Here is a 26,285-nt window from a genome sequence, read left to right on the forward strand (position 1 = left end):
CCATCGGCTTCCGCCGAGGTTGAACACCTGAGAGGGCAATTCCATCGGTTTGGCCGACGTGGCTGGACAGATGGTGTAGTTGTAGTGCCGAGGACAAGCCGTTCGTCCTATAACCGACTCGGCCCGCGTCCGCCATTTCGGGCAACGTGGGTCAAGGTGCAGAATTTAGAGGAAAGAACCGTGATGGTTCGGTTCTCCCGAGGAGGCCGCTCATGACCGCTCGCACCCCTGACGCCGAGCCGCTGCTTACCCCTGCTGAGGTCGCCACGATGTTCCGCGTGGACCCGAAGACGGTGACCCGTTGGGCCAAGGCAGGCAAGCTCACGTCCATCCGCACGCTCGGAGGACACCGGCGTTACCGCGAGGCTGAGGTCCGCGCACTGCTCGCGGGCATTCCGCAGCAGCGCAGCGAGGCCTGAACAACCGCATAACCAGGTCGTTTTCGGGGCCCCCAACCCGAAAGCGCCCGCTTTGCGCGACACAGCTCGACCGCTCCACCCACGCTCCACATAGCTTCATACGACGCGGCGCCTGCCCCACAGGCCCCACGCCCGCTCCACTTGGGTACGTCATCGATCGCGCTGGACTCCGCCGGGTCCAGCGCGATTTTTTTGTGTGCGCCCGCTTCAGGGCTCGTCGGAGCGGTCGGGCCGGCCTGGCGCCGGCGCCGTCCCGGACGGCGGCCAGGGGGTCTTCACGGGCCCTGTGAGGGCCTTTCCGTGTGGACCCCGACCCCCCTCTCCGGAGCCGTCTCAGGAGTGGTGCAATTGCACATATTAAATTGACCGGTTGTAGGGAGGGTGTAAGTTCCGCATCGCGCCAAACTTGTTCGGTGACACCCGTCACACTACGCGGCGCTTGAAGACGATACGTCCGCTGCGATAGAGAACCCCGCCCGCCACACCCAACGGACCGTCACCGCGCAGCGGGTGGCGGCGGCGCCGGTGGTCACGCGGTCGCGGGAGTCCCGTCGTCGTCCGCCGGCGGCTCGCAGACGGCCGCGGGCGAGGCGGAGGCGGACGTCGGCGCCGGAGGCCCGGAGCGGGCCGTGTGCGGCTCCATGGCGAGCCGTTGCAGCTGATGGCAGATGGGGCAGTGCCGCGTCAGGTGGCGGTAGCCCGTGGCCGCTGACAGATGGGCCCGCAACAGCGCCCTGGTCTCGTGCCGTACCGCAGTCGTCATTGCGCATACCTCCCCGGCCCCCACGCCTTCCTCAGTGAGTACCGGCGGTACGTGCCGCCGTCAATACAGCGGGCGCCAATCCGGCTACGGTCCGCATTCGGCGGGGGCGGAAATGGACAGCGGCAGGGACGGCGTCCTGCGGGGGCGCGGGCGGAGGCCGGCGGGCGGTCGGCACGGCGGCCCGCACCGGTGCGCGATACGGGCCGTGGGGCGTGACCTGACGGGATGTGGGATGCCCGGCGGCCGCGCGCGGGGCGCGGCCCGGTCCGGACAGCAGTACGGCCCGCATCCGAGAGGGATGCGGGCCGTAAAAAAGCGGTCCTGACGGGATTTGAACCCGCGGCCTCCACCTTGACAGGGTGGCGAGCACTCCAAACTGCTCCACAGGACCTTGCGTTTCGCTTTCCGCTTGCGGCGGGCTGCGAAGCAAGACTGTACAGCAGGTCAGGGGGTGCGGTCGAACTCGATACCGGCGGCCCTGGTTCCTACGGCGCGGCGGCGTCCACCGCCTTCACGATGCGCTTGTCGGAGACCGGGTACGCGGTCCCCAGAGCGTGGGCGAAGTAGCTCACCCGGAGCTCCTCGATCATCCAGCGGATCTCCAGGGCCGCGGGCGGCACCGGGCGGCCCTGCGGGAACTGCTCCAGCAGCCAGGCGTATTCGTCCTGCATCTCCTTCACCTTCGCCATACGGGTGCGGTCCCGCTCGGCGTTGGTGGGCAGCTGCTGCAGACGGCGGTCGGCGGCCACCAGATAGCGCATCAGGTCCGGCAGCCGCTTGGCGCCGTGCGCCGTCACGAAGCCCGGCTTGATCAGCGCCGCCAGCTGCTCCTTGATGTCCGTGAGGGACGGCAGCAGCGAGGGGAACGTGGTCTCCTTCAGCCGGCGCTCGCACGCCTGCCAGGCGGCCAGCACCTCCTGGACCTGCTGGATGGTCTTCAGCGTGACGTCCACCAGGTCCGCGCGGACCGCGTCGAACAGCTTCCGGAAGGACTCCTCGTCCCAGGCCGGACCGCCCCGGGCCGCGATCAGACGGTCCGCGGCGGCGGTGACGCAGTCCTCGAAGAGCGCGGCGATGGAGCCGTGCGGATTACGGGACAGCGCCAGCTTCTGCTGATTGCTCAGCTTGCCCTGGGCGAACTTGGCCGGATTGGACGGGATGTTCAGCAGGATGAGCCGGCGGGTGCCCGCCCACATCGCGGTGAGCTGCTCGGCCTCGGTGTCGAAGAGGCGTACGGCGACACTGCTGCCCTCGTCGACCAGCGCCGGGTAGGCCTTCAGCGGCTGGCCCGCACGCCGGGTCTCGAAGGTGCGCGGCAGCGTGCCGATCGTCCAGGACGTCAGCCCCGTGCGCTGCTCCGGCCCGGCCGGCGCCGGTCCGTCGCCCGTGCCGCCCTTGCGGTCCCTGGAGGGCCGCTCGGCGGCCTGCTCGAAGGCCTTGGAGATGGCCGCCCGGGTCTTCGGCTTGAGCTTCAGCCGCAGCGCCTCCAGGTCCTTGGCCTCGGCGAGCTTGCGGCGCCGCTCGTCGACCACCCGGAAGGTGATCTTGAGGTGGTCCGGGACCTTGGCCGCGTCGAAGTCCGCGGCCTCCACGGGCACGCCCACCATCCGCTGCAGCCCCGCGGCCAGAGACGTCGTCAGAGCGCCCTGCAGCGGGACCGTGGAGTCCAGGAAGCGGGCCGCGAAGTTCGGTGCCGGGACGTAGTTGCGCCGGATCGGCTTGGGCAGGGACCGGATCAGCTCCGTCACCAGCTGCTCGCGCAGGCCCGGGATCTGCCAGTCGAAGCCCTCGGAGGAGACCTGGTTGAGGACCTGGAGGGGGATGTGGACGGTCACACCGTCCGCGTCCGCGCCCGGCTCGAACTGGTAGGTGACCTTGAACTTCAGCTTTCCCTGCCGCCAGGAATCCGGGTAGTCGTCCTTCGTGACGGCCTCGGCGGACTCGTTGATGAGCATCGAGTGCTCGAAGTTCAGCAGCTCCGGCTCTTCGCGGTGCTTCTTCTTCCACCAGGCGTCGAAGTGCGCGCCGGAGACCACGTCCGCGGGGATGCGCTGGTCGTAGAAGTCGAAGAGCGTCTCGTCGTCCACGAGGATGTCGCGGCGCCGGGCGCGGTGCTCCAACTCCTCGACCTCGCCGAGAAGTTTGCGGTTGTCATGGAAGAACTGGTGGTGGGTGCGCCAGTCGCCCTCGACCAGGGCGTTACGGATGAACAGATCGCGCGAGGTCTCCGGATCGATCCGGCCGTAGGTGATCTTGCGCTGGGCGACGATCGGGACGCCGTAGAGCGTCACCCGCTCGTACGCCATCACCGCGGCCATCTTCTGTTCCCAGTGCGGCTCGCTGTATGTCCGCTTGACCAGGTGCTGGGCGAGCGGCTCGATCCACTCCGGCTCGATCTTCGCATTCACCCGCGCCCACAGGCGGGACGTCTCGACCAGCTCGGCGGACATCACCCAGCGCGGGGGCTTCTTGAAGAGCGCGGAGCCGGGGAAGACCGCGAACTTGGCGCTGCGGGCGCCCAGATAGTCGTTCTTGGCGTCGGTGTCCTTGAGGCCGATATGCGAAAGCAAACCGGAAAGCAGGGAGGTGTGGATGTGGTCCGGCGCCGCGTCCTCCTCGCTGAGGTGGATGCCCATGGTCTTGGCGACCGAACGCAGCTGGGAGTAGATGTCCTGCCACTCACGTATCCGGAGATAGTTCAGGAACTCGCTGCGGCACATCCGGCGGAAGGCCGAGGAGGACAGCTCCTTCTGCTGCTCGCGGACATAGCGCCAGAGGTTGAGGAAGGCGAGGAAGTCGGAGGTCTCGTCCTTGAAGCGGGCGTGCTGCTGGTCGGCCTGCTGCTGTTTGTCCGCGGGCCGCTCTCGCGGGTCCTGGATGGACAGGGCCGCCGCGATGACCATGACCTCGCGGACACAGCCGTTGCGGTCCGCCTCCAGCACCATCCGCGCCAGCCGCGGATCGACCGGCAGCTGCGAGAGCTTGCGGCCGAGCGGGGTCAGCCGCTTCTTGGGGTCCTTCTGCTTGCTGTCGAGCGCGCCGAGCTCACTCAGCAGATCGACGCCGTCCTTGATGTTGCGGCGGTCCGGCGGGTCGATGAACGGGAACTTCTCGATGTCGCCGAGGCCGGCCGCGGTCATCTGCAGGATGACGGAGGCGAGATTCGTCCGGAGGATCTCCGCGTCCGTGAACTCGGGGCGGGAGAGGAAGTCGTCCTCGGAGTAGAGGCGGATGCAGATGCCGTCGCTGGTACGGCCGCAGCGGCCCTTGCGCTGATTGGCGCTGGCCTGCGAGACGGGCTCGATGGGCAGCCGCTGGACCTTGGTGCGGTAGCTGTAGCGGGAGATACGGGCCATGCCCGGGTCGATGACGTACTTGATGCCCGGGACGGTCAGCGAGGTCTCGGCGACGTTCGTGGCCAGCACGATCCGTCTGCCCGTGTGCCGCTGGAAGACGCGATGCTGCTCGGCGTGCGACAGCCGCGCGTACAGGGGGAGGACCTCGGTGAACGGGAGGGCCTTCTTGTTGAGCGCGTCCGCGGTGTCGCGGATCTCACGCTCGCCGGAGAGGAAGACCAGGATGTCGCCGGGCCCGGCGGACTGGAGCTCGTCCACGGCGTCGCAGATCGCGGTGATCTGGTCGCGGTCAGCGTCCTGGCCGCCCTCCTCCAGCAGCGGGCGGTAGCGCACCTCCACCGGATACGTCCGGCCGGAGACCTCGACGATCGGAGCAGTCGGCTTCGTCTCCTCGTCACTCCCGGCCGAGGAAGCGGCGCGGTCCGGCGCCGCCCCTACGGACGCGAAGCTGCCGAAGTGCCGGGCGAACCGCTCCGGATCGATGGTCGCCGAGGTGATGACGACCTTGAGGTCCGGGCGCCGGGGCAGCAGCTGGGCCAGATAGCCGAGGATGAAGTCGATGTTGAGGCTGCGCTCGTGTGCCTCGTCGATGATGATCGTGTCGTACTGGCGCAGCTCCCGGTCCGTCTGGATCTCGGCGAGCAGGATGCCGTCCGTCATCAGCTTGACGAGGGTGTCCCCGCCGACCTGGTCCGTGAAGCGGACCTTCCAGCCGACCGCCTCGCCCAGCGGGGTCTTCAGCTCCTCGGCCACCCGCTCGGCGACCGTACGGGCCGCGATCCGGCGCGGCTGGGTGTGCCCGATCAGGCCGCGGATGCCCCGGCCGAGCTCCAGACAGATCTTGGGGATCTGCGTCGTCTTGCCGGACCCCGTCTCACCGGCGACGATCACGACCTGGTGGTCGCGGATCGCGGCGAGGATCTCGTCCTTCTTCTGGCTGACCGGCAGCTCTTCTGGATACGTGATCTCGGGTACCGCGGCGCGACGCTGCTCGACCCGCAGCTCCGCCTCGTCGATACCGACGGCGATCTCCGAGAGCACCGCCGCCCGGGCTTCGGGCTTACGGATGCGGCGTGCGCCGTCGAGCCGGCGGCCCAGCCGCTGCTGATCGCGCAGCATCAGCTCGGGCAGACGTTCCAGCAGGTCGGAGAGGCCGGGAGCGGGGGTGCCGGGCAGCGCGGGAGCAGAGCCGTCGGGCAGGGCGGAGGCAGGCTGACTGGACATACGTCCCCCAGGATCTCACCTCCCCTGAACGACTGGCGAACCATTTGCCCGTGCGGACGGTGCCCGGTGCCCCGCCCGCACCCCGCGCCCACGGCCTTCGGAGCCGGCGGCACCGCCATCCGGGTGGCCACGGGGGGAAGGGCACCGGCGGCGGAAAAATGGACACGACGCCTGTGCGCATACGCGAGGATGACCGCATGGACAAGGGAATACGACGCATAGCGGGCATCGTCATGATGGTCGCGGGTATCGCGCTCGGCGCCTGGCTGGTCTTCGGCGCGCCGCATGACTGGGAAGGCAATGTGCGGCTGGTGAAGATGGCGATGGGCCTGGCGGCAACGGGGATGATCACCGGCGGTGCCCGGCTGATCTTCTGGCAGCCCGAGGAGCAGCCCTCCGAGGCCGCCCGGGAAGCCGGTGTCGGATAGCGACGAAGAAGGCCCCGATTCGAGGAATCGGGGCCTTCTCCCAATGGGTGTGGCTGGGGCCGGGGTCGAACCGGCGACCTATCGCTTTTCAGGCGATCGCTCGTACCAACTGAGCTACCCAGCCGCAGCGGTCCTGACGGGATTTGAACCCGCGGCCTCCACCTTGACAGGGTGGCGAGCACTCCAAACTGCTCCACAGGACCTTGCATTGTGCGAAAGCGGCGTGAGCCAGTCTCGCACACGGTGATGCGTGCCCCCAACGGGATTCGAACCCGTGCTACCGCCTTGAAAGGGCGGCGTCCTGGGCCACTAGACGATGAGGGCTGGTGGCCACCTTGGCGTCGTTACCGGCGCCGTCGGGGACGTGAGAAGCATATGGGATGGGAGGACCGTTCGCCAAAACGGTTCAGCGGGCGTGCTCGGAAGGGCTCCTGGCCGGGCGTGAAGAAGAGCCGGACGAGGGACCGGACGGGGGGCCGGATGGCGGGTCGGCCGAGGGCGGTGAACCGGACGGTGAGGGCGTGGCGCCGGGTTGGTTCTCCCGGGGGAGGTGGCGGCTGACCTCGGCCCGGGACAGGCCCAGTCCGCCGAGGGTGATCTCGTCCCAGGCCTGCAGCCGTTTCGTCGTCCGGTCCAGATAGAGCACCGACGCCAGGACCGGCTCGGGTTTCTTGTTCTGCACCGCGCGCAGTCCGCCGCCGCCCGTCGAGCCCTCGACCATCAGCCGGGTGCCCTGGGGGAGCAGGGTGTTCTCGCGGTGGTGGACATGGCCGGCCAGGGCCAGCGGGGCCAGGCCGTCCGCCTCGGTCACGGCGGCGGGGTTGTGGGCCAGCGCGATGTCGACGGGGGTGCCGGCCAGCCGCTGGGTGCGCAGCGCGTCGGCGAGGCGGCCGCCCGCGGTGCGCTCGGCGGGGTCACCGGCCGCCACCACGGAGCGGTCCGGGGTGAACTGCGGGTCGCCGACGCCCGCGATGCGTACACCGGCGACCTGGGTGACCTTGCCGTGGTCGAGGACGGTGACATGGCGTCGGCCGGTCAGGTACTTCTGCGTGCCGCGGGAGTCGTGGTTGCCGCGCACCCACACGTAGGGGGCGCCGAGGGCGGAGGCCGGGTCCAGGAAGTGGTTCTCGGCGGCCGAGCCGTGGTCCATGGTGTCGCCGGAGTCGACGATCACGTTGATCCGGTACTGCTTCACCAGGGAGGCGATGATCCGCCAGGCGCCCGGGTTGAGGTGGATGTCGGAGACATGCAGGACGCGGATGGTGGTGGGGTCCGGCTGGTAGGCCGGCAGCGTCGAGGTGGCGTCGTAGAGCTTGGTGACGTTGGTCACCAGGCGCGCCAACTCCTTCTGGTAGACGTGGAATTCGCTGACGATGTTCCGGGCGTTGCCGACCACGGAGGGGGCCGAGGTGAGCAGTCCGGAGAACTTCGGCTCCAGTACGGACTGCGGGTTCCAGGTGGCGTATGCGGTGCCCGCGGAGGCGGCGAGCAGGGTGAGCGCCAGACCGCCGGCGGCCAGTGCTCGGCGCGGACGGCGGTAGACGGCCAGGCCCAGCGCGGTGGCGCCGGACACCACGGCGACACAGGAGTGCAGCGCCAGGCCTAAGGCGCCGCGGGTGACGTCGTGGGTGACCTCGGCCTGCAGACCGGCGAACCGCTCGGGGTGGTCGACCAGCGCCTGGGAGCGGACCGGGTCCAGCCGGTCGACGTCGACATTGAGCCGTACGGGCGCGTGGTGGCTGCTCAGTTCCAGGTCGCCGAGGGGCGCGACGTCGATCCGGGTGCCGCCGGCCAGTGAGGGGCGCAGCGCCATGCTGGTGTCCATCGGGCCGACGGGGACACGGATGCTGCCGATCAGGAGCAGCCCCAGCCAGGCGCCGACGACGGTGACGGCTATCAGGCCGAGGGAGCGGGCCAGTGGGTGCGGTGACTCGGCCAAGCCTGCGGTGGGGGCCGTACGGCGGGAGCGGTAGCCGCGGCGGACGGCTGCCGGGAGGGCGCGTACGCCGTCGAGGCCGGTATGGAGCAGCCGGTGCAGGGGACTTTGCGGGGTGTCGGGATGCGGTGTCCGGGAGCGCGCTGCGCGGGCCATTGGTCCCGTATGCCCGTCCGTGGCGCCGTTAAGCGAGGAGTGGCGGCTTCCGGTTGGGCTGCGGTGCGCCGGGCGGGCCGCGACGATCGGTGGGGAGGCAGTGTGGCGGAGAATGGTGGTGTGCTGGAAATGACGCGCGAGGAGTTCGAGGAACTGGTCGCCGAGGCGCTGGACCGGATCCCGCCGGAACTGACCCGGCTGATGGACAACGTGGCGGTCTTCGTCGAGGACGAACCGCCCGCCGACGACCCCGAGCTGCTCGGGCTCTACGAGGGGACGCCGCTGACCGACCGGGGCGAGTGGTACGCGGGAGTGCTGCCGGACCGGATCACCATCTACCGGGGACCGACGCTGCGGATGTGCGAGACCCGCGAGGACGTGGTCGCGGAGACCGAAGTGACGGTCGTTCATGAGATCGCGCACCACTTCGGGATCGACGACGAGCGGCTGCACGCGCTGGGCTACGGCTAGGGGCGCCTGAAGGGGCGGCTCCTAGGGGCGGCTCCCAGGTGCCGGCGGGAGTGCGGGCGGCCCCCGGATCGCGCGCCCGGCGCGATCGGCCGGGTGTGGTGCGTGTCCTCAGGTGGGGAGCGGGAGTTGGGCAGGGCGTCCGTGCCGCCGTCCCTGCGTTCCGGATCCGGAGGTCCCGCCGTGCGCCCGAGCCCACATCGCCAGTCGTCCCTGACGCCGACACCGTCCCCGTCGTCGTCCCCTGCCCCCGTCCCTTCGTCGCGCCCTCCGTCGGGCCGGGTGCGCTCCCGGGCCACCGCCGCGGCCGTGGCCGTCTCCGCGCTGGCCGCGACGCTGGCCGGCTGTATGAGCGTGAGCGATCCGGAGGAGCCGAAACCGTCCGGCAGCACCACGCGGCACGACGGGAAGGACGCGTGGTCCGGCCCCAACGGGGTGACCGTGGACGGCCGCGGCGACGGCCCGCGGCGCATGGGGCGCAACGGCGAGGGCCGCCCGGCCGGCGGCAAGGGCAAGAAGGGCAAGCCGTCGAAGAGCGCGGCACCGGAGCCGTCCGAGCCCGGTACGCCGTCCCACCCGGTGCGGCCGTCGGGCCCCGAGCCGGGCGCGGGCGGCCACGGCGGCTCCGGCGGTCATGGCGGACGCCCCGGACATGCGGAGCCCTCGCCGTCCCACCCCGACCGCCCGGCCACCCCGCCGGCCTCACCCGCGCCCAGCACGCCCCCCGCGCAGCCGACCCCGCCGGCGAGCAGCCCCCCCGCCGCCGCCGAGCTCCCATGCCTCCGGCCCGTCCCCCGTCTCGCCGATGGCGTCGGAGTCGGACCTCTACGACGAGGAGGCATAAGGGGGTTCCGGGCGGGGCGGGTAGGTTTGTCCGGGGGAGCGGAAGGCCTGGTCAGAAGGTCATTTGCCATCCGGGGGGCGGAGTGCGTATGGTGGTAGATCGTTTGATCCCATTTGCCCGGCGCCAGAAAAGAAGCGCGCCGCGTGGCGCGTTCTCTCCCTTGCCGTGGCTGACCGCATAGAGGCGGTCGTGTGAAACACACGGAGTTTGGGCGCGTGCCGAGACTCCGGAAGGTTTCGCATTTCGCATGTCCATTTCCACTGAGCAGTCCGTCATGCCCGCAATCGACGAGCAGACGGCCCCCGAGGTGACGGCCGCCGACGAGGCGCCCGAGACCGACGCGGCGGAAGCCGCCACCGACACCGTCACCTTCGCCGACCTCGGACTGCCCGAGGGCGTCGTCCGCAAGCTCGCGCAGAACGGCGTCACCACCCCCTTCCCCATCCAGGCCGCGACCATCCCGGACGCCCTGGCCGGCAAGGACATCCTCGGCCGTGGCCGCACCGGCTCCGGCAAGACGCTCTCCTTCGGTCTGCCGACCCTGGCGCAGCTCGCCGGCGGCCACACCGAGAAGAAGAAGCCGCGCGCGGTCATCCTCACCCCGACCCGTGAGCTCGCGATGCAGGTCGCGGACGCCCTCCAGCCCTACGGCGACGTCCTCGGCCTGAAGATGAAGGTCGTCTGCGGCGGTACGTCCATGGGCAACCAGATCTACGCGCTGGAGCGCGGTGTCGACGTCCTCGTCGCCACCCCGGGCCGGCTGCGCGACATCATCAACCGTGGCGCCTGCTCCCTGGAGAACGTCCAGGTCGCCGTCCTCGACGAGGCCGACCAGATGTCCGACCTGGGCTTCCTGCCCGAGGTCACCGAGCTGCTCGACCAGGTGCCGTCCGGCGGTCAGCGGATGCTCTTCTCCGCCACGATGGAGAACGAGATCGGCACGCTGGTCAAGCGCTACCTGACCAACCCGGTCAGCCACGAGGTCGACAGCGCCCAGGGCAACGTCACCACCATGACCCACCACGTCCTGGTCGTGAAGCCGAAGGACAAGGCGCCGGTCACCGCCGCCATCGCCGCCCGTAAGGGCCGCACCATCATCTTCGTCCGCACCCAGCTGGGCGCCGACCGCATCGCCGAGCAGCTCGTCGAGTCCGGCGTGAAGGCGGACGCGCTGCACGGCGGTATGACCCAGGGCGCGCGGACCCGGGTGCTCGCGGACTTCAAGGACGGCTACGTCAACGCGCTGGTCGCCACCGACGTCGCCGCCCGCGGTATCCACGTCGACGGCATCGACCTGGTCCTGAACGTCGACCCGGCCGGTGACCACAAGGACTACCTGCACCGCTCGGGCCGTACCGCCCGCGCCGGCCAGTCCGGCACCGTCGTCTCGCTGTCGCTGCCGCACCAGCGCCGGCAGATCTTCCGGCTGATGGAGGACGCGGGCGTCGACGCCTCGCGCCACATCGTCGGCGGCTCCGGCGCCTTCGACGAGGACGTCGCCCGGATCACCGGTGCGCGCTCGCTCACCGAGGTCCAGGCCGACGGCGCCAACAACTCCGCCAAGCAGGCCGAGCGTGAGGTGGCCGAGCTCACCCGCGAGCTGGAGCGCCTTCAGCGCCGCGCCACCGAGCTGCGCGAGGAGGCCGACCGGCTGACCGCCCGTGCCGCCCGTGAGCGCGGCGAGGACCCGGCCGAGGCGCTCGCCGCCGCGGCCGTCACCGCCGAGGCCGAGGCCGCCGCGGAGGCCGCCGTACCGGCCCAGGCCGGTGGGTCGGACGAGCGCCGCGACGACCGGGGCAACTTCGACCGTCGCGACCGTCGTGACGACCGCTCCGGCGGCCGTTCCTTCGACCGTGACCGTCGCGATGACCGTTCCGGTGGTGGCTTCAACCGTGACCGTCGTGACGACCGTTCCGGTGGTGGCTTCAACCGTGACCGTCGCGATGACCGTTCCGGTGGCGGTTTCAACCGTGACCGCCGTGACGACCGGGGCGGTTTCGGCCGTGACCGTCGCGATGACCGTTCCGGTGGTGGCTTCAACCGCGACCGTCGCGATGACCGTTCCGGTGGTGGCTTCAACCGCGACCGTCGTGACGACCGTTCCGGTGGCCGTTCCTTCGAGCGCCGTGACGACCGTTCCGGTGGCGGTTTCAACCGTGACCGCGGCGACCGTCCGAGCCGCCCGTTCAACCGTGACGACCGTTCCGGTGGCCGTCCGTCCTCCGGTGGCTACCGCTCCGGCGGCGGCGACCGTCCGTTCAACCGTGACGACCGTTCCGGCCGTCCGTCCTCCGGTGGCCACCGCTCCGGCGGCGACCGCCCGTACGGCCGTCGTGACGACCACCGTGGCGCCCCGACCGGCTCCTTCGGCCGCCGCGAGGACAAGCCGCGCTGGAAGCGCAACGGCTGATCACCGACGCTGATCCGCAGGGCCCGTACGCACGCAAGTGCCGTACGGGCCCTGCGTGTTGTACGGCACACCGGAGGCCCCGCAGGGCCCGTCGGCCGGCCCCGCGGCACCCCGCCGCATGGCTTGATCCGTAATGCCTTCGGGCTGCGGCACCTCCTCGGGCTATGCTGCTCGGTGCGGGCCATTAGCTCAATTGGCAGAGCAGTGGACTTTTAATCCATTGGTTCAGGGTTCGAGCCCCTGATGGCCCACCAGAAGCGGACGGGGAGACCGTCCGGCCGGTGTGCAGTGACCTGAGGGCCCGGACCGTATGCGGTCCGGGCCCTCAGGCATGACCGGTGTTCCGGGCGGGCTCAAGTGGCGCTGAGCGGGACGGGCTTGGGGTGCGCGAACCGGGCGGCCGCATCGGGCGGCACGAGGCGGGTGGCACGAGCGGCTGGAGAGGCCGCCGCTTCCGCCGGTCCTCTTCGCCCGCCCGTTCTCGCCTCTTCCTCCCCTGGCGCGGCCGGTCCGGTGACCCGTCCGGCCCCCGACGAGTCGCCGTCCCGCCCCGTACCGGCAAGCCTGGGGACGTCTAGGCGACCGGCACGGCGGTGCCCGTACGGACGGGCGGGAGTGGGAAGAGGCCGGTGCGGATGCTCCGAGGTGAGGCGCCCCCCGAGGGCGAGGGTGAGGGTGAGGGCGACGGGGAGCGAGGGGCCCGTGGGGAGGGCCGCTCCCGGATGTCGTGGTCCGGCCGTCTGCTGGTGCGCCGACTTCCCGCCATCCTGATCGTCGGCGGGGTCGTCTTCGACATGGGGACGCCGGCCAGTTACACGGCCGCCCCCTTCTTCTCCGCCGCCCCGTTGGTCGCCGCGCCGCTCTTCTCCCTGCGGGGCACCGCCCTCACGGCCCTGGCCGCCCTGCTCGGCGAGATCTGGGTCGTCACCTACCGCAGCGCCGGGCAGAACTACAGCGAGTCGGTGACGGAGATCGTCACGGTCCTTGTCGTCGCCCTGCTGGCCCTCGGCATCAACCGGGTCGTCCGGACGGCCGACGCCCGCCTGGCCTCCGTACGGGACGTCTCGGAGGCCGCCCAGCGCGCCGTACTGCCCATGCCGCCCGAACGGCTCGCCGGGCTCGCCCTCGCCGCCCGCTACGTGGGCGCGCGGGCGGATGCCCGGATCGGCGGCGACCTCTATGCCGTGCAGGACACCCCGCACGGCGTACGGCTGATCGTCGGCGACGTACGGGGCAAGGGGCTGGAGGCGGTGGAGACCGCGGTGATCGTCATCGGCGCCTTTCGCGAGGCGGCGGAACAGGAGAGCACTTTGGGGGCGGTGGCGGGGCGGCTGGAGCGGGCGCTGCAACGGGAGGGCGGGCGGCGCAACGGGGTGGAGCGGACCGAGGGGTTCACCACTGCCGTACTGGCCGAGATCCCCGCCGACGGGCAGTCCGTGCTGCGGGTGCTCAACCGGGGCCACCCGTCCCCGCTGCTGCTCACCCCGGACGGCGGTCTGCGCGAGCTGGCCCCCGCGGCGCCTGCGCTGCCCCTGGGGCTGGGCGAGATGGCGAGCCGGCCGGACCGGCCGGACGAGACGTTCTTCCCGGCCGGGGCCCTGCTGCTCTTCTTCACCGACGGTGTGACCGAGGCCCGGGACCTGCTCGGCCGCTTCTACAACCCGTCGAGCAAACTGCGCGGCTGCCGCTTCCCCGGCCCGGACGTCCTCCTGGACACCGTCGTCGAGGACGTCGCACGCCATACGGGCGGCGCGCCGGCCGACGATATGGCGCTGCTGGCGGTGCAGCGTCCTATGGGGGCGTAGGCGTCGGCGTTTTGTAGGGGCCTTGGGGGTGGCGGCTTATGGGGGGCGGGATCCGCGGAGGGGTGTGGCCGCGCGTACAGGGCCGGGGCTGGGCGTTACGGATACCTGGCCGCGCTCAGCTCCCCGGGGTGTCCGCCGCCCCGGGAAAGCTGTGCAGGCTCTGGCCGTGCGGGCCGGTGAGTGCGACCGGGTGCCCGTCGAGTGCGAGGGTCAGCAGCAGCGGGTCGTCCGGGCGGGGCGAGTGGTGTGCGGGGCCGGTGATCCAGGGCAGCACGGAGTGGTGCTCGTTGGAGATCCAGTGGCCGCCGCCGGGCCGTCCGTCGAGCAGCGACCGTACGAGACGGGCGAACTCCTCGCGGCGGGCGGGCGGGAGGTAGGTCAGCACCGAGCTGTGGAAGATGACCAGCGTCGCCTCGGGCGGGGCCTCGGCGGCGAGCGCGGGCAGCTCGTCGAGCAGATCGCCGCGCACCATCCGCGGCCGCGGCGCCGGCCGCACCGCATCGACGGCCGCGGACAGCCGCGCCGTACGCTCCCCGTCGCCCGGCCATACGAGCGCCTGCAGCCAGCGCAGATCGTCCGGTTCGGCAGCCGGGTCGAGCGGGTCGAGGTCGATGCCGGCCCGCCACACGATCTCCGGCATCCGGTCGGGCAGCTCGTCGGCGGCCCCTCCCGTACGGCAGGTGAGCTCCAGCGGGCTCTCCGGCGCCCCCAGCTCGGTCCGGAAGGTGACCGCCCGGCGGCCGTCCCCGTCCTCGCCGGCGGCCTCGTAGCGGTAGCGATAGCGGTCGGGGTGCAGACACAGTCCCGCGGACGTACCGGCCTCCAGCAGAGCCAGCGGCTGCGGCAGACGGGCGAGCAGCGGCAGCAGGGTGGCGCAGCGGGCCGGTTCGTTGGTCTGGGTGGCGCGCTGCATGATCACCGCGCGTACCTCGTCCCAGTGCCGGATCGTCCACTCGCGCCAGCGCCCGTACGCGGCCTCACCGCGCGGGCCCATTTCGGCGTGCGGGCCGTCGAGATAGCGGACGGCGGCGAGGAGGAGGTTCGGCTGCTGTTTGTTGCCGGCGGGCAGCGACCCCGACAGCAGGTCGCAGAGCTCCGCGTCCTGGCTGATCCGCGCGCTCAGCTCCTCGTGCGCGTCCGACCGGCCCCGCGCCTCCCGCCAGGAGAACTCCCGGTACCGCTCCGCCACTCCCCACGCGATACCGGCAGCACGTCCGGCGTTCCCGGTGTTCCCGACGTTGACGACCATGATCCGACGTTACTGCTCTCACCCTCCGTAACTGAGGGCCACCCCTCCGCATAACGACTGGCACACAATCCGCGCGAGATCGTTTAGGGCCGGGTGGTCAACTCGCCCGGTTTGTGGTCGTGGTGGCCGAAAAAGTCCATGCCACAGGTTGTGCTCAGCCGATAAGGATTCGTGGGAACGCTTGGAATTCGGTCGCCATCTCTATTACTGTCCGATAACGCAGCGCGGTCGTCCCAGCCGTCGCAAGAGGCGGCACCGCGCGCCGACGCCGAATCCCGCACGCGCTTTTCACGCACCCCCAAGCACTTCGAACTGCACCAAGGGAACCGGGGAACCACTTCCTTGGGGTGAATCGGACGCCCTCCGCCAGCGGGCGCCCGTAGGAGACCTTCCTGCTCCGAACCCGTCAGCTAACCCGGTAGGCGAGAAGGAAGGAAAGGAGTGCGCCTCCGTGGCGTCCAACAGGCCTGCCCCCGAGTCTCCGTCCGCCTACGGGCTCGATGACCGAGGGGCCTTCCCGGGTCCCGGTGCCGATGACGGCGACGGACCGTGGGAGGAGTGGAATCCCACCGAGGAATCCACCCGTTCCGTCCGCGGCAAACACCGGGTGGCCAAGCAGCGCGGCGGCGGATTCGCCCGCAGCGGCACCGTCCTGGGTGTCGGAGTCATCGCGGCGGTCGGCGCGAGCGGAATGGCCTCGGCCGAGGACCGTCCGCCGGTGCCGATCTCGATGCCCGACATCGGCGGGATGGCCGACGACCTCTCCGAAAACCTGCCGGACGCCAAGTCGCTTCCCGGCATCGGCGAGCTGATATCCGACGAGGACTCCGAAACCGCCTCGGCTGCCGCCGCCGACGCGGCTCCTGCCGCCTCCGGGCCGCTCACCCGGGCCACGCAGACGAGCGCGGACACGGGCGGCGGCACGGGCGCCGGTGAGGCGCTGCGCAGCCGCATCCTCCAGCAGGCGGACGCGCAGCAGGGCGCCGCCGAGCAGGAGGCCCGCGACACCGCCGAACAGGCCGCTGTCCAGCAGGCCGCAACGGAAGCCGCCGCCCACCAGAAGTCGGCCGAAAAGGCCGCAGCAGCCAAGAAGGCGGCCGAGATGGAGGCCAAGCGCAAGGCCGAGGAAGCGGCCCGTCAGAAGGCGGAGGCCGAACGCCTCGCCAAGCTGGCGAAGAGCTTCATCGCCCCCGTGTCCTCCTACACGCTCACCGCCAGTTTCGGCCAGGCCGGCGACCGCTGGGCCGCGGACCACACCGGACAGGACTTCGCCGCGCCGACCGGCACTCCCGTCAAGGCGCTGCACTCCGGCACCATCACCCAGGCCGGCTGGGCCGGCTCGTACGGCTACCGCATCGTCCTCACCCTCGACGACGGCACCGAAGTCTGGTTCTGCCACCTCTCCTCGATGGTGAAGACCTCCGGCAAGGTCAACACCGGCGATGTCATCGGCCGCGTCGGCGCCACCGGCAACGTCACCGGCCCCCACCTCCACCTGGAGGTACGCCCCGACGCCGGCGATCCGATCGACCCGATGCCGTGGCTCCGCGATCACGGGATCAACGTGTGACCGGCTGCATCAGCGTGTGACTGACGGCATCAACGGGTGACCGGCGGCTTCGGCGCATGAACGGCGGCATCAACGGGTGACCGGCGGCCTCGGCGCATGAACGACGGCGTCGGCGCTCGACCGGCGGCCTTGGCACGCTCGTGTTCGCCGGCCTCGGCGCATGACCGGTGCCCTCGGCACACGCGCAAAAAGCTCAACCCGTGTGCATCTGACGGGAATTGCCGTGGGGCGTGGGGGAAGAGGAAGGAATAACTCCTCTTCCCCCGACGCTGTCACCGGATATGACCGCGACACACAAGCCCCTCGGCTCGCTCTCCGTCTCGCCGCTGTCCCTGGGCGGCAACGTCTTCGGCTGGACGGCCGACGAAGCCCAGTCCTTCGCCGTGCTCGACGCCTATGTGGCGGGCGGTGGCAACTTCATCGACACCGCCGACGTCTACTCGGCCTGGGTCCCCGGTAACAAGGGCGGCGAATCCGAGACCGTCATAGGCAACTGGCTGGCCTCCCGCCGCAATCGCTCCGAGGTCGTCATCGCCACCAAGGTCGGCGCCCTCCCGGACCTCAAGGGCCTTGCCCCCGCCACCATCAAGTCCGCGGTCGACGCATCCCTCACCCGTCTGCGCACCGACTACATCGACCTCTACTACACCCACTACGACGACGAGTCGGTCGAGGTCGGGGAGTTCCTCACCGCCCTCGACGACCTCGTCCGGGCCGGCAAGGTCCGCGAGATCGCCGCCTCCAACATCTCGGCGCAGCGCCTGGAGGAGTCCCTGGCCTGCTCCGCCCGCGAGGGCCTGGCCCGCTATGTCGCCCTCCAGCCCCACTACAACCTGGTCTCCCGCGACACCTACGAGGGCGAACTCGCCGACGTGGCCGCCCGCCACGGCCTCGCCGCGGTCCCGTACTTCGCCCTCGCCTCCGGCTTCCTGACCGGCAAGTACCGCCCGGGCACCCAGGTCGACAGCGCCCGCTCCGGAGGCGCCCTCAAATACGCGGACACCGACCGCGGCCGCCGCGTCCTCCAGGCCCTGGACACCGTCGCCGCCGCCCACGAGGCGGAGCCGGCCAGCATCGCCCTCGCCTGGCTCGCCGCCCAGCCCACGGTCGCGGCCCCGATCGCCAGCGCGCGCACGGTGGAACAGCTGCCGGCACTACTGGCGGTGGGGGATGTGACCCTGAAGGAGGACGAACTCAAGCTGCTGGACGAGGCTTCGGCCTGACCCAGCCCCCGAGGGGAAGGAAGCGAGCCGAGCCCACCGCTTCCTCCCCCCTCGCTTCCCCTCCTCCGCCCTACTTCCGGCGATCCACCACAGCCCACGACGCAGCCGCCACCCCACCCGCCACCGCGAACACCGAAGGCCACGCCCCGATCTTCTTCGCCAACGGATGCGACCCGGCAAACGCGGCCACGTAGACACCACTCAACGCAGCCGCCGTCACATTCCCCGCCTTACGCTGCCACTCCCGCGCCGCCACGGCCCCGGCCGCCGCCAGCGCGACCCCGCCGAGGGGGCGCTTCTTGCTCCAGCGGGCTACGGCGTAGCCGCCAACTAGGCCGGTTGCGGCAACCATTGCCGTTGGGACGCGAACCATCTCCATGACCTCCCTAAGGGGACAACTCTCCCGACCTTATTCCCGTCGGGGGAAGCACGTTCGGATCGCTCCTCCTTGAGGGGCTGTTCGCATTCGTGGACCGCGATGGTACGACCGATGCTGACTGTAGGGCGGAGGGCCGCCGGCAGAGCGGAAGATGTGGAAACGCGATCGGTTCGGCCGCCCTCAAGGCGCTTTCTTGCCCCGGGCCTCGCCAAGGGTGCGGGCGATACGGTCCGCAACAGTCACCGGATCTTCGTGCTCCCAGAAGCGCAGCACCGTCCAGCCCTGTTCGACGAGGTGTTCCGTCGTTTCGCGATCGCGGGCGATGTTGCCGTCGAGCTTGTCGCGCCACCAGTCGGCGTTGGCCTTGGGGTGGGTGGCATGTTCGGGGCAGCCGTGCCAGAAGCAGCCGTCGAGGAAGACCGCGACCTTGGGGCCGGGGAAGGCGATGTCGATCGTGCGGCGGGAGAAACCGGGGACGCGGCGCTGCAACCGATAGCGGTGGCCGGAGGCGTACAGGAGCCGCCGTACCGCCATTTCGGGGCCGGTGTCCCGGCGGGCCTGGACGCTCATGCGGGCGGAGACGCCGGGGGACGAGGGTGTGGCAGGCACGTGGCCATTGTGCCGGAGGGGGCCGTGGGGTGTCAGGGCTGGTTGTCGGGGCGGAGTGCCCGGCCCTGCTGCTCGGAGGTCCGGCAGATGGTCCCCAAAGCGTCGGTCAGCGCCGCCCGCCCCCAAGCCTGATGCTCCCGCAAATGCTCCAGCAGATGCTGCTCCCGGATGGCGAAGTCGGGGGACGGGCCCATGAGGTGGGCGCGGCGGCGGTGGAAGGAGAGGGCGGTGGCCACGGTGGTGTATTCGGTGACGGCGCGGGCGGCGGCGGGGCCCTGGGTGCGGCGGGCCAGGTCGCGGGCCAGGGCGCGGGTTTTGAGGGAGGAGAGGGCGGTGGGTTCGGTGGGGGTGAGCCAGCCGGCGGTGATGTAGGGGGCGAGGTAGCCGCGGAGGGAGAGCAGTTCTTGGTTGCGGGCCCAGATGGCCAGCCAGGTGAGGGCGATGAGGATGGGGACCATGAAGAGGCCGTAGACGATGAGGAAGCCGAGGTCGCCCAGGGTGGACGCGCCGTTCCAGATGGCGTGCAGGAGGACGGCGGTGAGCAGGCCGAGGAGGGCGAGGGCGATGCGGGCGGGGCGGCGGCGGGGGTAGCGGGTGGCGGCGATGCCGAACGCGAGGCCGGTGAGGATGGTGAAGAGCGGGTGGGCGAAGGGGGAGACGATGATGCGGAGGAAGAAGGTGCCGGCGGTGAGTGAGTCCAGTCCGGAGTGGCCCAGGGACTGGTCCTGGCCGAAGGCGTTGCCCAGGTGGAGGACGTTCTCGGTGAAGGCGAAGCCGGTGGCGGTGATGCCGGCGATGACGATGCCGTCCGTGATGCCGTCGAATTCGCGTCGCCGGAAGCGGTAGAGGAGGAGCACGGCGGCGGCCTTGACCACCTCCTCGACGACGGGTGCGATCACCGTGGCGCCCCAGGCCTCGGCCTCGGAGGGTGAGGTGGAGGCGATGTTGGCGGCCAGCCAGTCGGTCGCGAAGCCATTGGCGAGGAGCGCGACCAGGGTGGCGGCGCAGGCGCCCCAGGTGAAGGCGAACGCGAGGTTGCGCCAGGGCTCGGGTTCGACGCGGTCGAGCCAGCAGAACGCCGCCACCAGCAGCGGTACCGGGAAGACGGCCAGTCCGAGGCCGACCAGGAAGCCCTCGGTGCCGGTCTCCTGGCGGACCATGCCGATGATGATCACGCCGGAGAGCGCCAGCAGCGACACCAGGGCGACCGCGCGGAGGGTCTTGCTGCGCCAGGGCGCCGTCCGCCGGCGGGCAGACGCGGCGGAGGGCTCGTACGTGTGCGGTGTGTACGGGGGAGGGGCGGGCGCGTGGGGCGGGTGCGAGGGCGGCTGGGACGGGTACACCCATCGACCCTAACGAGGCGCGTTCGCCCTATGTGTCGCGGCGGCGGAAGAGGAGGTCATGGACGACATGCCCCTTGTCCAGGCCCTGGCCCTCGAACTTGGTGAGGGGGCGGAAGTCCGGACGCGGCGCGAAGCCCTGGTGGAGGTTCTCCAGCGTCGGCTCGGCGGAGAGCACCTCCAGCATCTGCTCGGCATACGGCTCCCAGTCGGTCGCACAGTGGACGACGGCACCGGGCGCGAGCCGGGTGGTCGCCAGGGCGATGAACTCCGGCTGGACGAGGCGGCGCTTGTGGTGGCGCTTCTTCGGCCAGGGGTCGGGGAAGTAGATGCGCAGGCCGGCGAGGGAGGCCGGGGCCAGCATCTCGCGCAGCAGGATGATCGCGTCGCCGTTGGCCACCCGGATGTTGGACAGACCGTTCCGCTCCGCGAGACCGAGCAGATTGCCCTGCCCGGGGGTGTGGACATCGCAGGCGAGGATGCCGGTGTCCGGGTCGGCGGCGGCCATCTGTGCCGTGGCCTCACCCATGCCGAAGCCGATCTCCAGGACGACCGGCCGCCCGTCGAAGAAGGCGTCCAGATCGATGCGGGAGAGCCCGTCGATGTCCAGTCCCCATGTCGCCCACCGGCGGCGCAGCGCATCGGCCTGGCTGGGCGAGACCCGGCTGCGGCGGGGCTGGAAGGAACGGATCCGCCGCTCGTGATGCGAGCCCGCGGGGTCGGCGGCGGGGCCCGTCCCGTCGGGGAACATGGGCTCGCCGCGCCGGGGGGTGGCGGCCGAGACGGCGGTGGCCCCGAGGCCGGGGGTTTCCTGAGCGACGGTTTCCTCAGCCACGGATTCCTGACGGGCGGAGGCCGCGGCGGCTTCCGGAGCGTCTGATTCCGCAGCGGCGGGGGCGTGAGTGGTGGGGTTCTCGGACACAGTGTGTCGATTCTACGGGGGCGCAGGTCCGGGAGAGGAGGGCCCGGGTTCCGCCGGAGCCTTCGAGGCGCCGACCGGGGCGGGCGGGGCGGAACCCTTCGCGAAAAGGGAGGTTGGCGCGCTGTGTAGCGGCATGCATACGATGCGACGCTGACGTGAGCAAAACAAATCAGGGGGTTGGTCCATCGTGTCGCAGGGCGGCCAGGGGTACGCCGGGAATCCGCAGGGGCCGCAGCCGCCCGGCCAGGGAGCTCCGGGAGTGCCGCCCGCCGGCCCGCCGGCACCGGGGCAGGCCGCACCTCCGGCCGCAGGCGCGGGAGCCTTCGGCCCCCCGGAACAGCCACCGGCGGGCTCGGGGCAGGTGCCTCCTGGCCCGTACGGTGCTCCGCCCGCCCAGCCCGGGCCGGGTGCCGCGCAGTACCCGCCCCCCATGGGCCAGCCCCAGGCGCCGCCCCCGCAGGGTTACCCCGCGCCGCAGGGAGGCCAGCAGCCACCCCCGCCGTACGCCCAGAATCAGGGTCAGGTGCCCGGTCAGGCGCCGTTCCCCGGTGGGCCGATGGCGCCTCAGTTCCAGGGTGTGCCCGGCGGGCCCGGCACGCCCAGGCGTAGCGGTGTGCCCGTGCCGGCCATCCTGGCGATCGTGATGGTCCTGCTGGTGGCTGCCGGGGTCGGCGGGTACTTCCTCTTCTCCGGGGACTCCGCCGATCCGGGCGCCGGCCGGCCCGCGAACGCCATACCGCGGCTGTGGGAGGCAGCGTCGCCCGTGTCCGAGCGCGAGGGCCAGAACGAGAACGGGCTGCGCTCGATGTGGTTCAACAATGACGACATCATCTACGGCGACGGCGAGGGCGTACGGGCCTACAACCGCAAGACCGGCAAGAAGAAGTGGACGGTCAAGACGCCCAAGGGCGCGGGCGAGGTCTGCGCGATGTCCGCGGAGCCCAGTGACGACGGTGTGGGTGCCGTGGTCTTCGACGCGGGCGGCGACGACTGCTCCTATCTCTCCGTCGTCGACACCGACACCGGCCGCACGCTGTGGTCCAAGAACCTTCAGGACGGTCACGGCGCGGAGCACCAGCCGCGGGTCGTGGTGAACAGCAAGGTCGTCGCCGTCACGATCGGCCAGACGTATGCCGGCTTCTCCGTCGCCCGTGGAGCGAGGGTCTGGGAGCTGACCGCGCGTGGTCACGCGTGCACCAATTCGGTCGGGCTGAGCCCCCAGTACCTGGCCGTGGCCAGCGACTGCCCCGATGCGAAGCCGAAGAAGCAGTTGGAGCTGCAGGACCTGGAGTACGCCAGCATCCATTCGACGGTCACGGGTGAGGACCACGCGATCGTGAAGACGCTCTCGGACTGGCCCCTGACGCTTCTGACGGAGAGTGGCAGCTCGGCCGATCCCCAGCACTTCATCCAGACCTATACGAAGGAAGGCAAGCCGGACCACACCTTCCAGCTCTCGGGCGAGCTGAAGGACTTGAAGTTCGAGCCGCGGAACACCTACGTCGATGAGGACGAGCAGATTCTGGTGACCGGTTACGGTGCCGGCAACGGGCTTGCGGCGATGGACATGAAGACGGGCAAGCTGCTGTGGAAGAAGCGCGGCTCGGTGGGCATCGCCGGTGTGAACAACCAAGGCTTGATCATGGTGACCGACTCGCCCGACAGCGGCGCCTCCGCCGTGAAGGCGCTGGTGGTCGCGGTCGGCTTGCGTGACGGTAAGGAGAAGGTGAAGGGCACGCTGTACGAGAAGGAGCACAACCTGCCGGCCCCCAGCGATATGTCGCTGGCCTTGGACAGGGACAACATGCTCTTCGTCCAGAGCGAGCGGCTCACCGACCACCGGCCGAGTGTGCAGGCCTTCGAGGTGCCGTTCGGCTGAGGTCTCCAGGACGCCGTCGCCGCCACGGACCCGTCGCCTCTCGGCCCCGCCTCTTACGGGAGGAGGGGCCGAGAGGCATTTTTACGAGGGAGGGGCCGAGAGGCATTTTTACGAGGGAGGGGCCGAGAGGCGCTTGGTCATGCGCGGCTCCGTCCCACCACCCCCAGCACCCTCCGCGCCACCTCCCGCCCGATGGGCAGTGAGGCCGTGGCGGCCGGTGACGGGGCGTTGAGGACGTGGACCATGCCGGGGGACTCGGCGAAGAGGAAGTCGTCGACGAGGGTGCCGTCGGGGAGGACGGCCTGGGCGCGGACGCCGGCCGGGGACGGGACCAGGTCCTCCTCGCGGGCGGCCGGGAGCAGGCGGCGGACCGCGTCGGTGAAGGCGCGCCGGGACAGCGACCGGTGCAGCTCACCGGCGCCGTAGCGCCAGTGGCGGCGGGCTATCCGCCAGGAGCCGGGGTAGGCGAGGGTGCCGGCCAGCTCGGCGGGGTGCAGGGTGCGCCAGTCGTAGCCCTCGCGGGCCAGGGCGGGGACGGCGTTCGGGCCGATGTGCACGGCGCCGTCGATGCCGCGGGTCAGATGCACGCCGAGGAAGGGGAAGGCCGGGTCGGGGACCGGGTAGACCAGCCCGTGGACCAGGGAGGCGCGGTCCGGGGCGAGGGTGAAGTACTCACCGCGGAACGGGACGATCCGCATGCCCGGGGCGTCTCCGGCCAGCCGGGCGATCCGGTCGCAGTGCAGACCGGCGCAGTTGACCAGGGCGCGGGCGCGGTGGACCGTGCCGTCGGCGGTACGGACCGCCACCCGGCCGGGGCGGCGGCCGATGGCCGTCACCTCGGAGCCGTACCGGATCCGGGCACCGGCGTCCTCGGCGAGGCGGGCGAAACGGCGGGCGACCGCGCCGAAATCGCAGACGCCGGTCGTGCCGACATGGATGGCGGCCAGGCCGCGCACCTCGGGTTCGTACTCGGCTATCTGGGCGGGGCCCAGCTCGCGCACCGGCAGGCCGTGCTCGCGGCCGCGCTGGATGAGCCCGTGCAGCCGCGGCAGCTCGCTGCGGTCGGTGGCGACGATCAGCTTGCCGGTGACCTCATGGGGGATGGCGTGTTCGGTGCAGAACTTCACCATCTCCGCGGAGCCCTGGAGGGCGTAGCGGGCCTTGAGCGAACCGGGCGGGTAATAGATGCCGCTGTGGATCACACCGCTGTTGCGCCCGGTCTGATGGCGGGCCGGACCGGGCTCCTTCTCCAGCACCACGACACGCGTGCCGGGCGCGGCACGCGTGATCGCGTACGCCGTAGAGAGTCCGACGATGCCGGCACCGATCACCAGCACCTCGCAGTCGTACGCCGCCACTGCACCTCCCCAACCGCATGACCGCAGGCCGACCCGTCGCCATGGACCTGCGCATCATCGCCGACGACGTATCCCATCATGACGGCCGGCACTGACAATGCCGATCGGACGGGCTCCGGGACGCTCGCTCCCGGCCGGGCCGTACGCGGATCGCTTGGCCGGGAGGACGGCTCGGTCCGGTCCGGCCCGCCGCTAAGCGGGCGCCGCCAGCAGCGGTCTCGCCCGCTCCCGCAGCTCGACCACCCGGGGCTCGTCACCGTACGGCTCCAGGCGGTGCAGCAGATCGCGGACGTACTCGGTGGTGCGGGCGGAGGAGATCCGCCCGGCCACCTCGACCGCGCGGGTGCCCGCCGCGCAGGCCGCGTCCAGATTGCCGGACTCCAGTTCGGCGACCGCGGACACGACCAGGCGCAGACCGTGCGAGCGGACGAATTCCTCGGTGGGCCGGGACAGCGCCTGCTCGGTGAAGCGGCGGACCTGGCGGGGCAGCCGCAGATCGCGGTAGCACTCGGCGGCGTCGGCCGCGAAGCGTTCGTACGAGTAGAAGTCCAGCCACGAGGGGTCGGGGTCGCCGCCGCGGGAGCGCTCCAGCCAGCCCTCGGAGGCCTTCAGCGCCACCTCACAGGCGCGCGCCTCGCCGGCCTTGGCCTGCGCCCGCGCCTCGACCAGGCGGAAGAAGCTCATGGTCCGGGCGGTGGCCAGTCCGCGGTTGCGCTCCAGGGCGGCCTGGGCGAGGTCGACACCCTCGTCGGCGAAGCCGCGGTAGGTCGCCTGGAGGGACATAGAGGCCAGGACATAGCCGCCCAACGGGACGTCGGCGGCCGCGCGGGCGAGCCGCAGTGCCTGGATGTAGTACCGCTGCGCGGCCTCCTGCTGGCCCGTGTCGAAGGCCATCCACCCCGCGAGCCGGGTGAGTTCGGAGGTCGCCCCGAACAACGCACGGCCCACTTCGTCGCTGTACGAGGCGAGAAGCAACGGCGCCGCGTCCACCCGGAGGCACTCGGGCACCATCGAGGAACGCCAGTCCCCGCCGCCGTACTTGGAGTCCCAGCGGCGCGCGTCCTCGGCCGCCTCACGGAGCTTGCTGACATCGCTGTGTCCGACGTGCTGCGGGATCCCGGCGTCGCCGGCCGCCGCGGCGTCCTTGTCCCGGGCCTCGGCCGCCTCCCGTGCCACCGAACTGTCGGCCGGGGATATCAGCCAGCGCGAGGCGGGGGTGGCGTACGCGCTGACGGCGAAGGATCCGGCCAGGCTCTGCCAGATGCCGCCCCCGCCGGCCCGCCGTCCGGCCAGATCGAGACGGTACAGCTCGGTCGCGGAACGCACCGCTGCGCCCACATCGCGGGGAAATGCCAGGCCGACCTCGGGTGCCGGGTCCGCGTCGGCCAGCCCGATCTCGTGCAGCGGGACCGGACGGCCCAGCTTGCTGCCGATCGCGGACGCGATCAGATGGGGCGCGGCGCCTTGGGGCACCATGCCCTTGGAGACCCACCGCGCCACCGACGTCTTGTCATAGCGAAGCGTCAGTCCGCGCTGCGCACCGAGGTCGTTGACCCGGCGCGCCAGTCCGGCATTGCTGATACCCGCGAGGGCGAGAACGGTGCCAAGCTTTTCGTTCGGCCCGCGTATATCCCTGGACATGCGCACCCCTCGACACAGCGACGGCCGCCCCGGTACCCCGGGGCATGCGTCCACCCAGAGTAGTTCGCCGGATCCCGACCGTTAAGAGTCGGTGTCCCGGATGGCGAGATTCATGTTCAAACAGGGGTGCGGGAATTGGCATGTGCTCCGGGTACGTGTGCCCGTGCGCCCGTCCGTGCGCGCTGGCCGCCCGCTTTCGGGAGCGCTTGCATGTCTTCTGCGTGGGTCGGCCCGCTGCACTGGATCCAGTGGGCTGGGGGATACCGTCACCTCATTTCCCCGCGGGTGACGGTCCGGTCCGGGGGG

The 26,285-nt window shown here is 71.1% G+C and carries 18 protein-coding genes, 5 tRNA genes and 1 riboswitch; of the genes, 9 read left to right on the top strand and 14 right to left on the bottom strand.

Translation table 11 applies throughout. The annotated features are described in order from the left end of the window. Positions 1 to 212: 212 nt before the first annotated feature. Positions 213 to 419, top strand: coding sequence for a developmental transcriptional regulator BldC (gene bldC / locus STRNI_RS22955; protein ID WP_003949541.1), 207 nt, complete (start codon positions 213 to 215; stop codon positions 417 to 419). Positions 420 to 948: 529 nt separating this feature from the next. On the opposite strand, the gene STRNI_RS22960 is transcribed toward bldC, so the two are convergent. From STRNI_RS22960 to hrpA, 3 genes are all read right to left on the bottom strand, one after another. Then, on the bottom strand, positions 949 to 1,182 hold the full coding sequence (locus tag STRNI_RS22960) for a DUF6274 family protein (RefSeq protein ID WP_037743161.1): 234 nt from the start codon (positions 1,180 to 1,182) through the stop codon (positions 949 to 951). A 316-nt stretch (positions 1,183 to 1,498) separates the two neighbouring features. Then, positions 1,499 to 1,573, bottom strand: a tRNA-Asp gene (locus tag STRNI_RS22965). A 94-nt stretch (positions 1,574 to 1,667) separates the two neighbouring features. Continuing rightward, entirely contained in the window at positions 1,668 to 5,762 is a 4,095-nt protein-coding gene (gene hrpA, locus STRNI_RS22970; RefSeq protein ID WP_277411931.1) for an ATP-dependent RNA helicase HrpA, read from the bottom strand. A gap of 197 nt (positions 5,763 to 5,959) precedes the next feature. Here hrpA and STRNI_RS22975 point away from each other — a divergent pair, with 197 nt between their 5' ends. Beyond that, positions 5,960 to 6,190, top strand: coding sequence for a hypothetical protein (locus STRNI_RS22975; protein WP_229838148.1), 231 nt, complete (start codon positions 5,960 to 5,962; stop codon positions 6,188 to 6,190). Between the two features lie 50 nt (positions 6,191 to 6,240). Here the strand turns inward: STRNI_RS22975 and STRNI_RS22980 are convergent. The 4 genes from STRNI_RS22980 to STRNI_RS22995 all read right to left on the bottom strand — a co-directional run bounded on the left by STRNI_RS22980 (position 6,241) and on the right by STRNI_RS22995 (position 8,282). Further along, positions 6,241 to 6,314 (bottom strand) — tRNA-Phe (locus STRNI_RS22980). A 4-nt stretch (positions 6,315 to 6,318) separates the two neighbouring features. After that, positions 6,319 to 6,393 (bottom strand) — tRNA-Asp (locus tag STRNI_RS22985). Positions 6,394 to 6,441: 48 nt separating this feature from the next. Then, positions 6,442 to 6,514, bottom strand: a tRNA-Glu gene (locus STRNI_RS22990). A gap of 82 nt (positions 6,515 to 6,596) precedes the next feature. Continuing rightward, positions 6,597 to 8,282: a metallophosphoesterase family protein gene (locus STRNI_RS22995; protein WP_277411932.1), complete on the bottom strand. Its 1,686-nt coding sequence runs from the start codon at positions 8,280 to 8,282 to the stop codon at positions 6,597 to 6,599. Positions 8,283 to 8,402: 120 nt separating this feature from the next. On the opposite strand from STRNI_RS22995, the gene STRNI_RS23000 reads away from it, so the two are divergent. The 4 genes from STRNI_RS23000 (at position 8,403) to STRNI_RS23015 (ending at position 13,809) form a co-directional block, all read left to right on the top strand. After that, positions 8,403 to 8,753: a metallopeptidase family protein gene (locus STRNI_RS23000; RefSeq protein ID WP_018092664.1), complete on the top strand. Its 351-nt coding sequence runs from the start codon at positions 8,403 to 8,405 to the stop codon at positions 8,751 to 8,753. Positions 8,754 to 9,841: 1,088 nt separating this feature from the next. After that, positions 9,842 to 12,004: a DEAD/DEAH box helicase gene (locus STRNI_RS23005; protein ID WP_159487631.1), complete on the top strand. Its 2,163-nt coding sequence runs from the start codon at positions 9,842 to 9,844 to the stop codon at positions 12,002 to 12,004. A gap of 178 nt (positions 12,005 to 12,182) precedes the next feature. Further along, positions 12,183 to 12,258 (top strand) — tRNA-Lys (locus STRNI_RS23010). 381 nt (positions 12,259 to 12,639) lie between these two features. After that, positions 12,640 to 13,809: a PP2C family protein-serine/threonine phosphatase gene (locus STRNI_RS23015; RefSeq protein WP_381844155.1), complete on the top strand. Its 1,170-nt coding sequence runs from the start codon at positions 12,640 to 12,642 to the stop codon at positions 13,807 to 13,809. A 115-nt stretch (positions 13,810 to 13,924) separates the two neighbouring features. Here the strand turns inward: STRNI_RS23015 and STRNI_RS23020 are convergent, their stop codons facing one another. Then, positions 13,925 to 15,058 (bottom strand): DUF2332 domain-containing protein, encoded by a 1,134-nt coding sequence (locus STRNI_RS23020; protein ID WP_277411933.1) that lies wholly within the window; start codon positions 15,056 to 15,058, stop codon positions 13,925 to 13,927. A 285-nt stretch (positions 15,059 to 15,343) separates the two neighbouring features. Next, positions 15,344 to 15,498: riboswitch (cyclic di-AMP (ydaO/yuaA leader) on the top strand. An 11-nt stretch (positions 15,499 to 15,509) separates the two neighbouring features. Here STRNI_RS23020 and STRNI_RS23025 point away from each other — a divergent pair. Both STRNI_RS23025 and STRNI_RS23030 read left to right on the top strand, forming a co-directional pair. Next, positions 15,510 to 16,628, top strand: coding sequence for a M23 family metallopeptidase (locus tag STRNI_RS23025; RefSeq protein ID WP_266438096.1), 1,119 nt, complete (start codon positions 15,510 to 15,512; stop codon positions 16,626 to 16,628). A 281-nt stretch (positions 16,629 to 16,909) separates the two neighbouring features. Further along, the gene (locus STRNI_RS23030; protein ID WP_159487637.1) at positions 16,910 to 17,851 is read left to right on the top strand and encodes an aldo/keto reductase; all 942 of its coding nucleotides are present in this window, start codon (positions 16,910 to 16,912) and stop codon (positions 17,849 to 17,851) included. Between the two features lie 70 nt (positions 17,852 to 17,921). On the opposite strand, the gene STRNI_RS23035 is transcribed toward STRNI_RS23030, so the two are convergent. From STRNI_RS23035 to trmB, 4 genes are all read right to left on the bottom strand, one after another. After that, on the bottom strand, positions 17,922 to 18,224 hold the full coding sequence (locus STRNI_RS23035) for a hypothetical protein (RefSeq protein WP_277413313.1): 303 nt from the start codon (positions 18,222 to 18,224) through the stop codon (positions 17,922 to 17,924). A 186-nt stretch (positions 18,225 to 18,410) separates the two neighbouring features. Continuing rightward, complete coding sequence (locus STRNI_RS23040; RefSeq protein ID WP_159489282.1) at positions 18,411 to 18,800, bottom strand: very short patch repair endonuclease; 390 nt, start codon at positions 18,798 to 18,800, stop codon at positions 18,411 to 18,413. Between the two features lie 71 nt (positions 18,801 to 18,871). Beyond that, positions 18,872 to 20,182 carry a PrsW family intramembrane metalloprotease gene (locus STRNI_RS23045; protein ID WP_277411934.1) on the bottom strand — a complete coding sequence of 437 codons (1,311 nt, stop codon included), beginning with the start codon at positions 20,180 to 20,182 and terminating at the stop codon, positions 18,872 to 18,874. 28 nt (positions 20,183 to 20,210) lie between these two features. After that, complete coding sequence (gene trmB, locus STRNI_RS23050) at positions 20,211 to 21,014, bottom strand: tRNA (guanosine(46)-N7)-methyltransferase TrmB (protein ID WP_381844158.1); 804 nt, start codon at positions 21,012 to 21,014, stop codon at positions 20,211 to 20,213. Positions 21,015 to 21,720: 706 nt separating this feature from the next. Between trmB and STRNI_RS23055 the strand changes: the two genes are divergently transcribed. Beyond that, a complete protein-coding gene (locus tag STRNI_RS23055; RefSeq protein WP_018092685.1) occupies positions 21,721 to 22,980 on the top strand; it encodes an outer membrane protein assembly factor BamB family protein in 1,260 nt (419 codons plus the stop codon). A 137-nt stretch (positions 22,981 to 23,117) separates the two neighbouring features. On the opposite strand, the gene lhgO is transcribed toward STRNI_RS23055, so the two are convergent. Both lhgO and STRNI_RS23065 read right to left on the bottom strand, forming a co-directional pair. Further along, on the bottom strand, positions 23,118 to 24,338 hold the full coding sequence (gene lhgO / locus STRNI_RS23060; RefSeq protein ID WP_018092686.1) for an L-2-hydroxyglutarate oxidase: 1,221 nt from the start codon (positions 24,336 to 24,338) through the stop codon (positions 23,118 to 23,120). Positions 24,339 to 24,530: 192 nt separating this feature from the next. Then, on the bottom strand, positions 24,531 to 25,979 hold the full coding sequence (locus STRNI_RS23065; protein WP_018092687.1) for an NsdA family TPR-like regulatory protein: 1,449 nt from the start codon (positions 25,977 to 25,979) through the stop codon (positions 24,531 to 24,533). Positions 25,980 to 26,285 lie beyond the last annotated feature (306 nt).

It is taken from the genome of Streptomyces nigrescens, assembly GCF_027626975.1.
Classification (GTDB): domain Bacteria; phylum Actinomycetota; class Actinomycetes; order Streptomycetales; family Streptomycetaceae; genus Streptomyces; species Streptomyces nigrescens.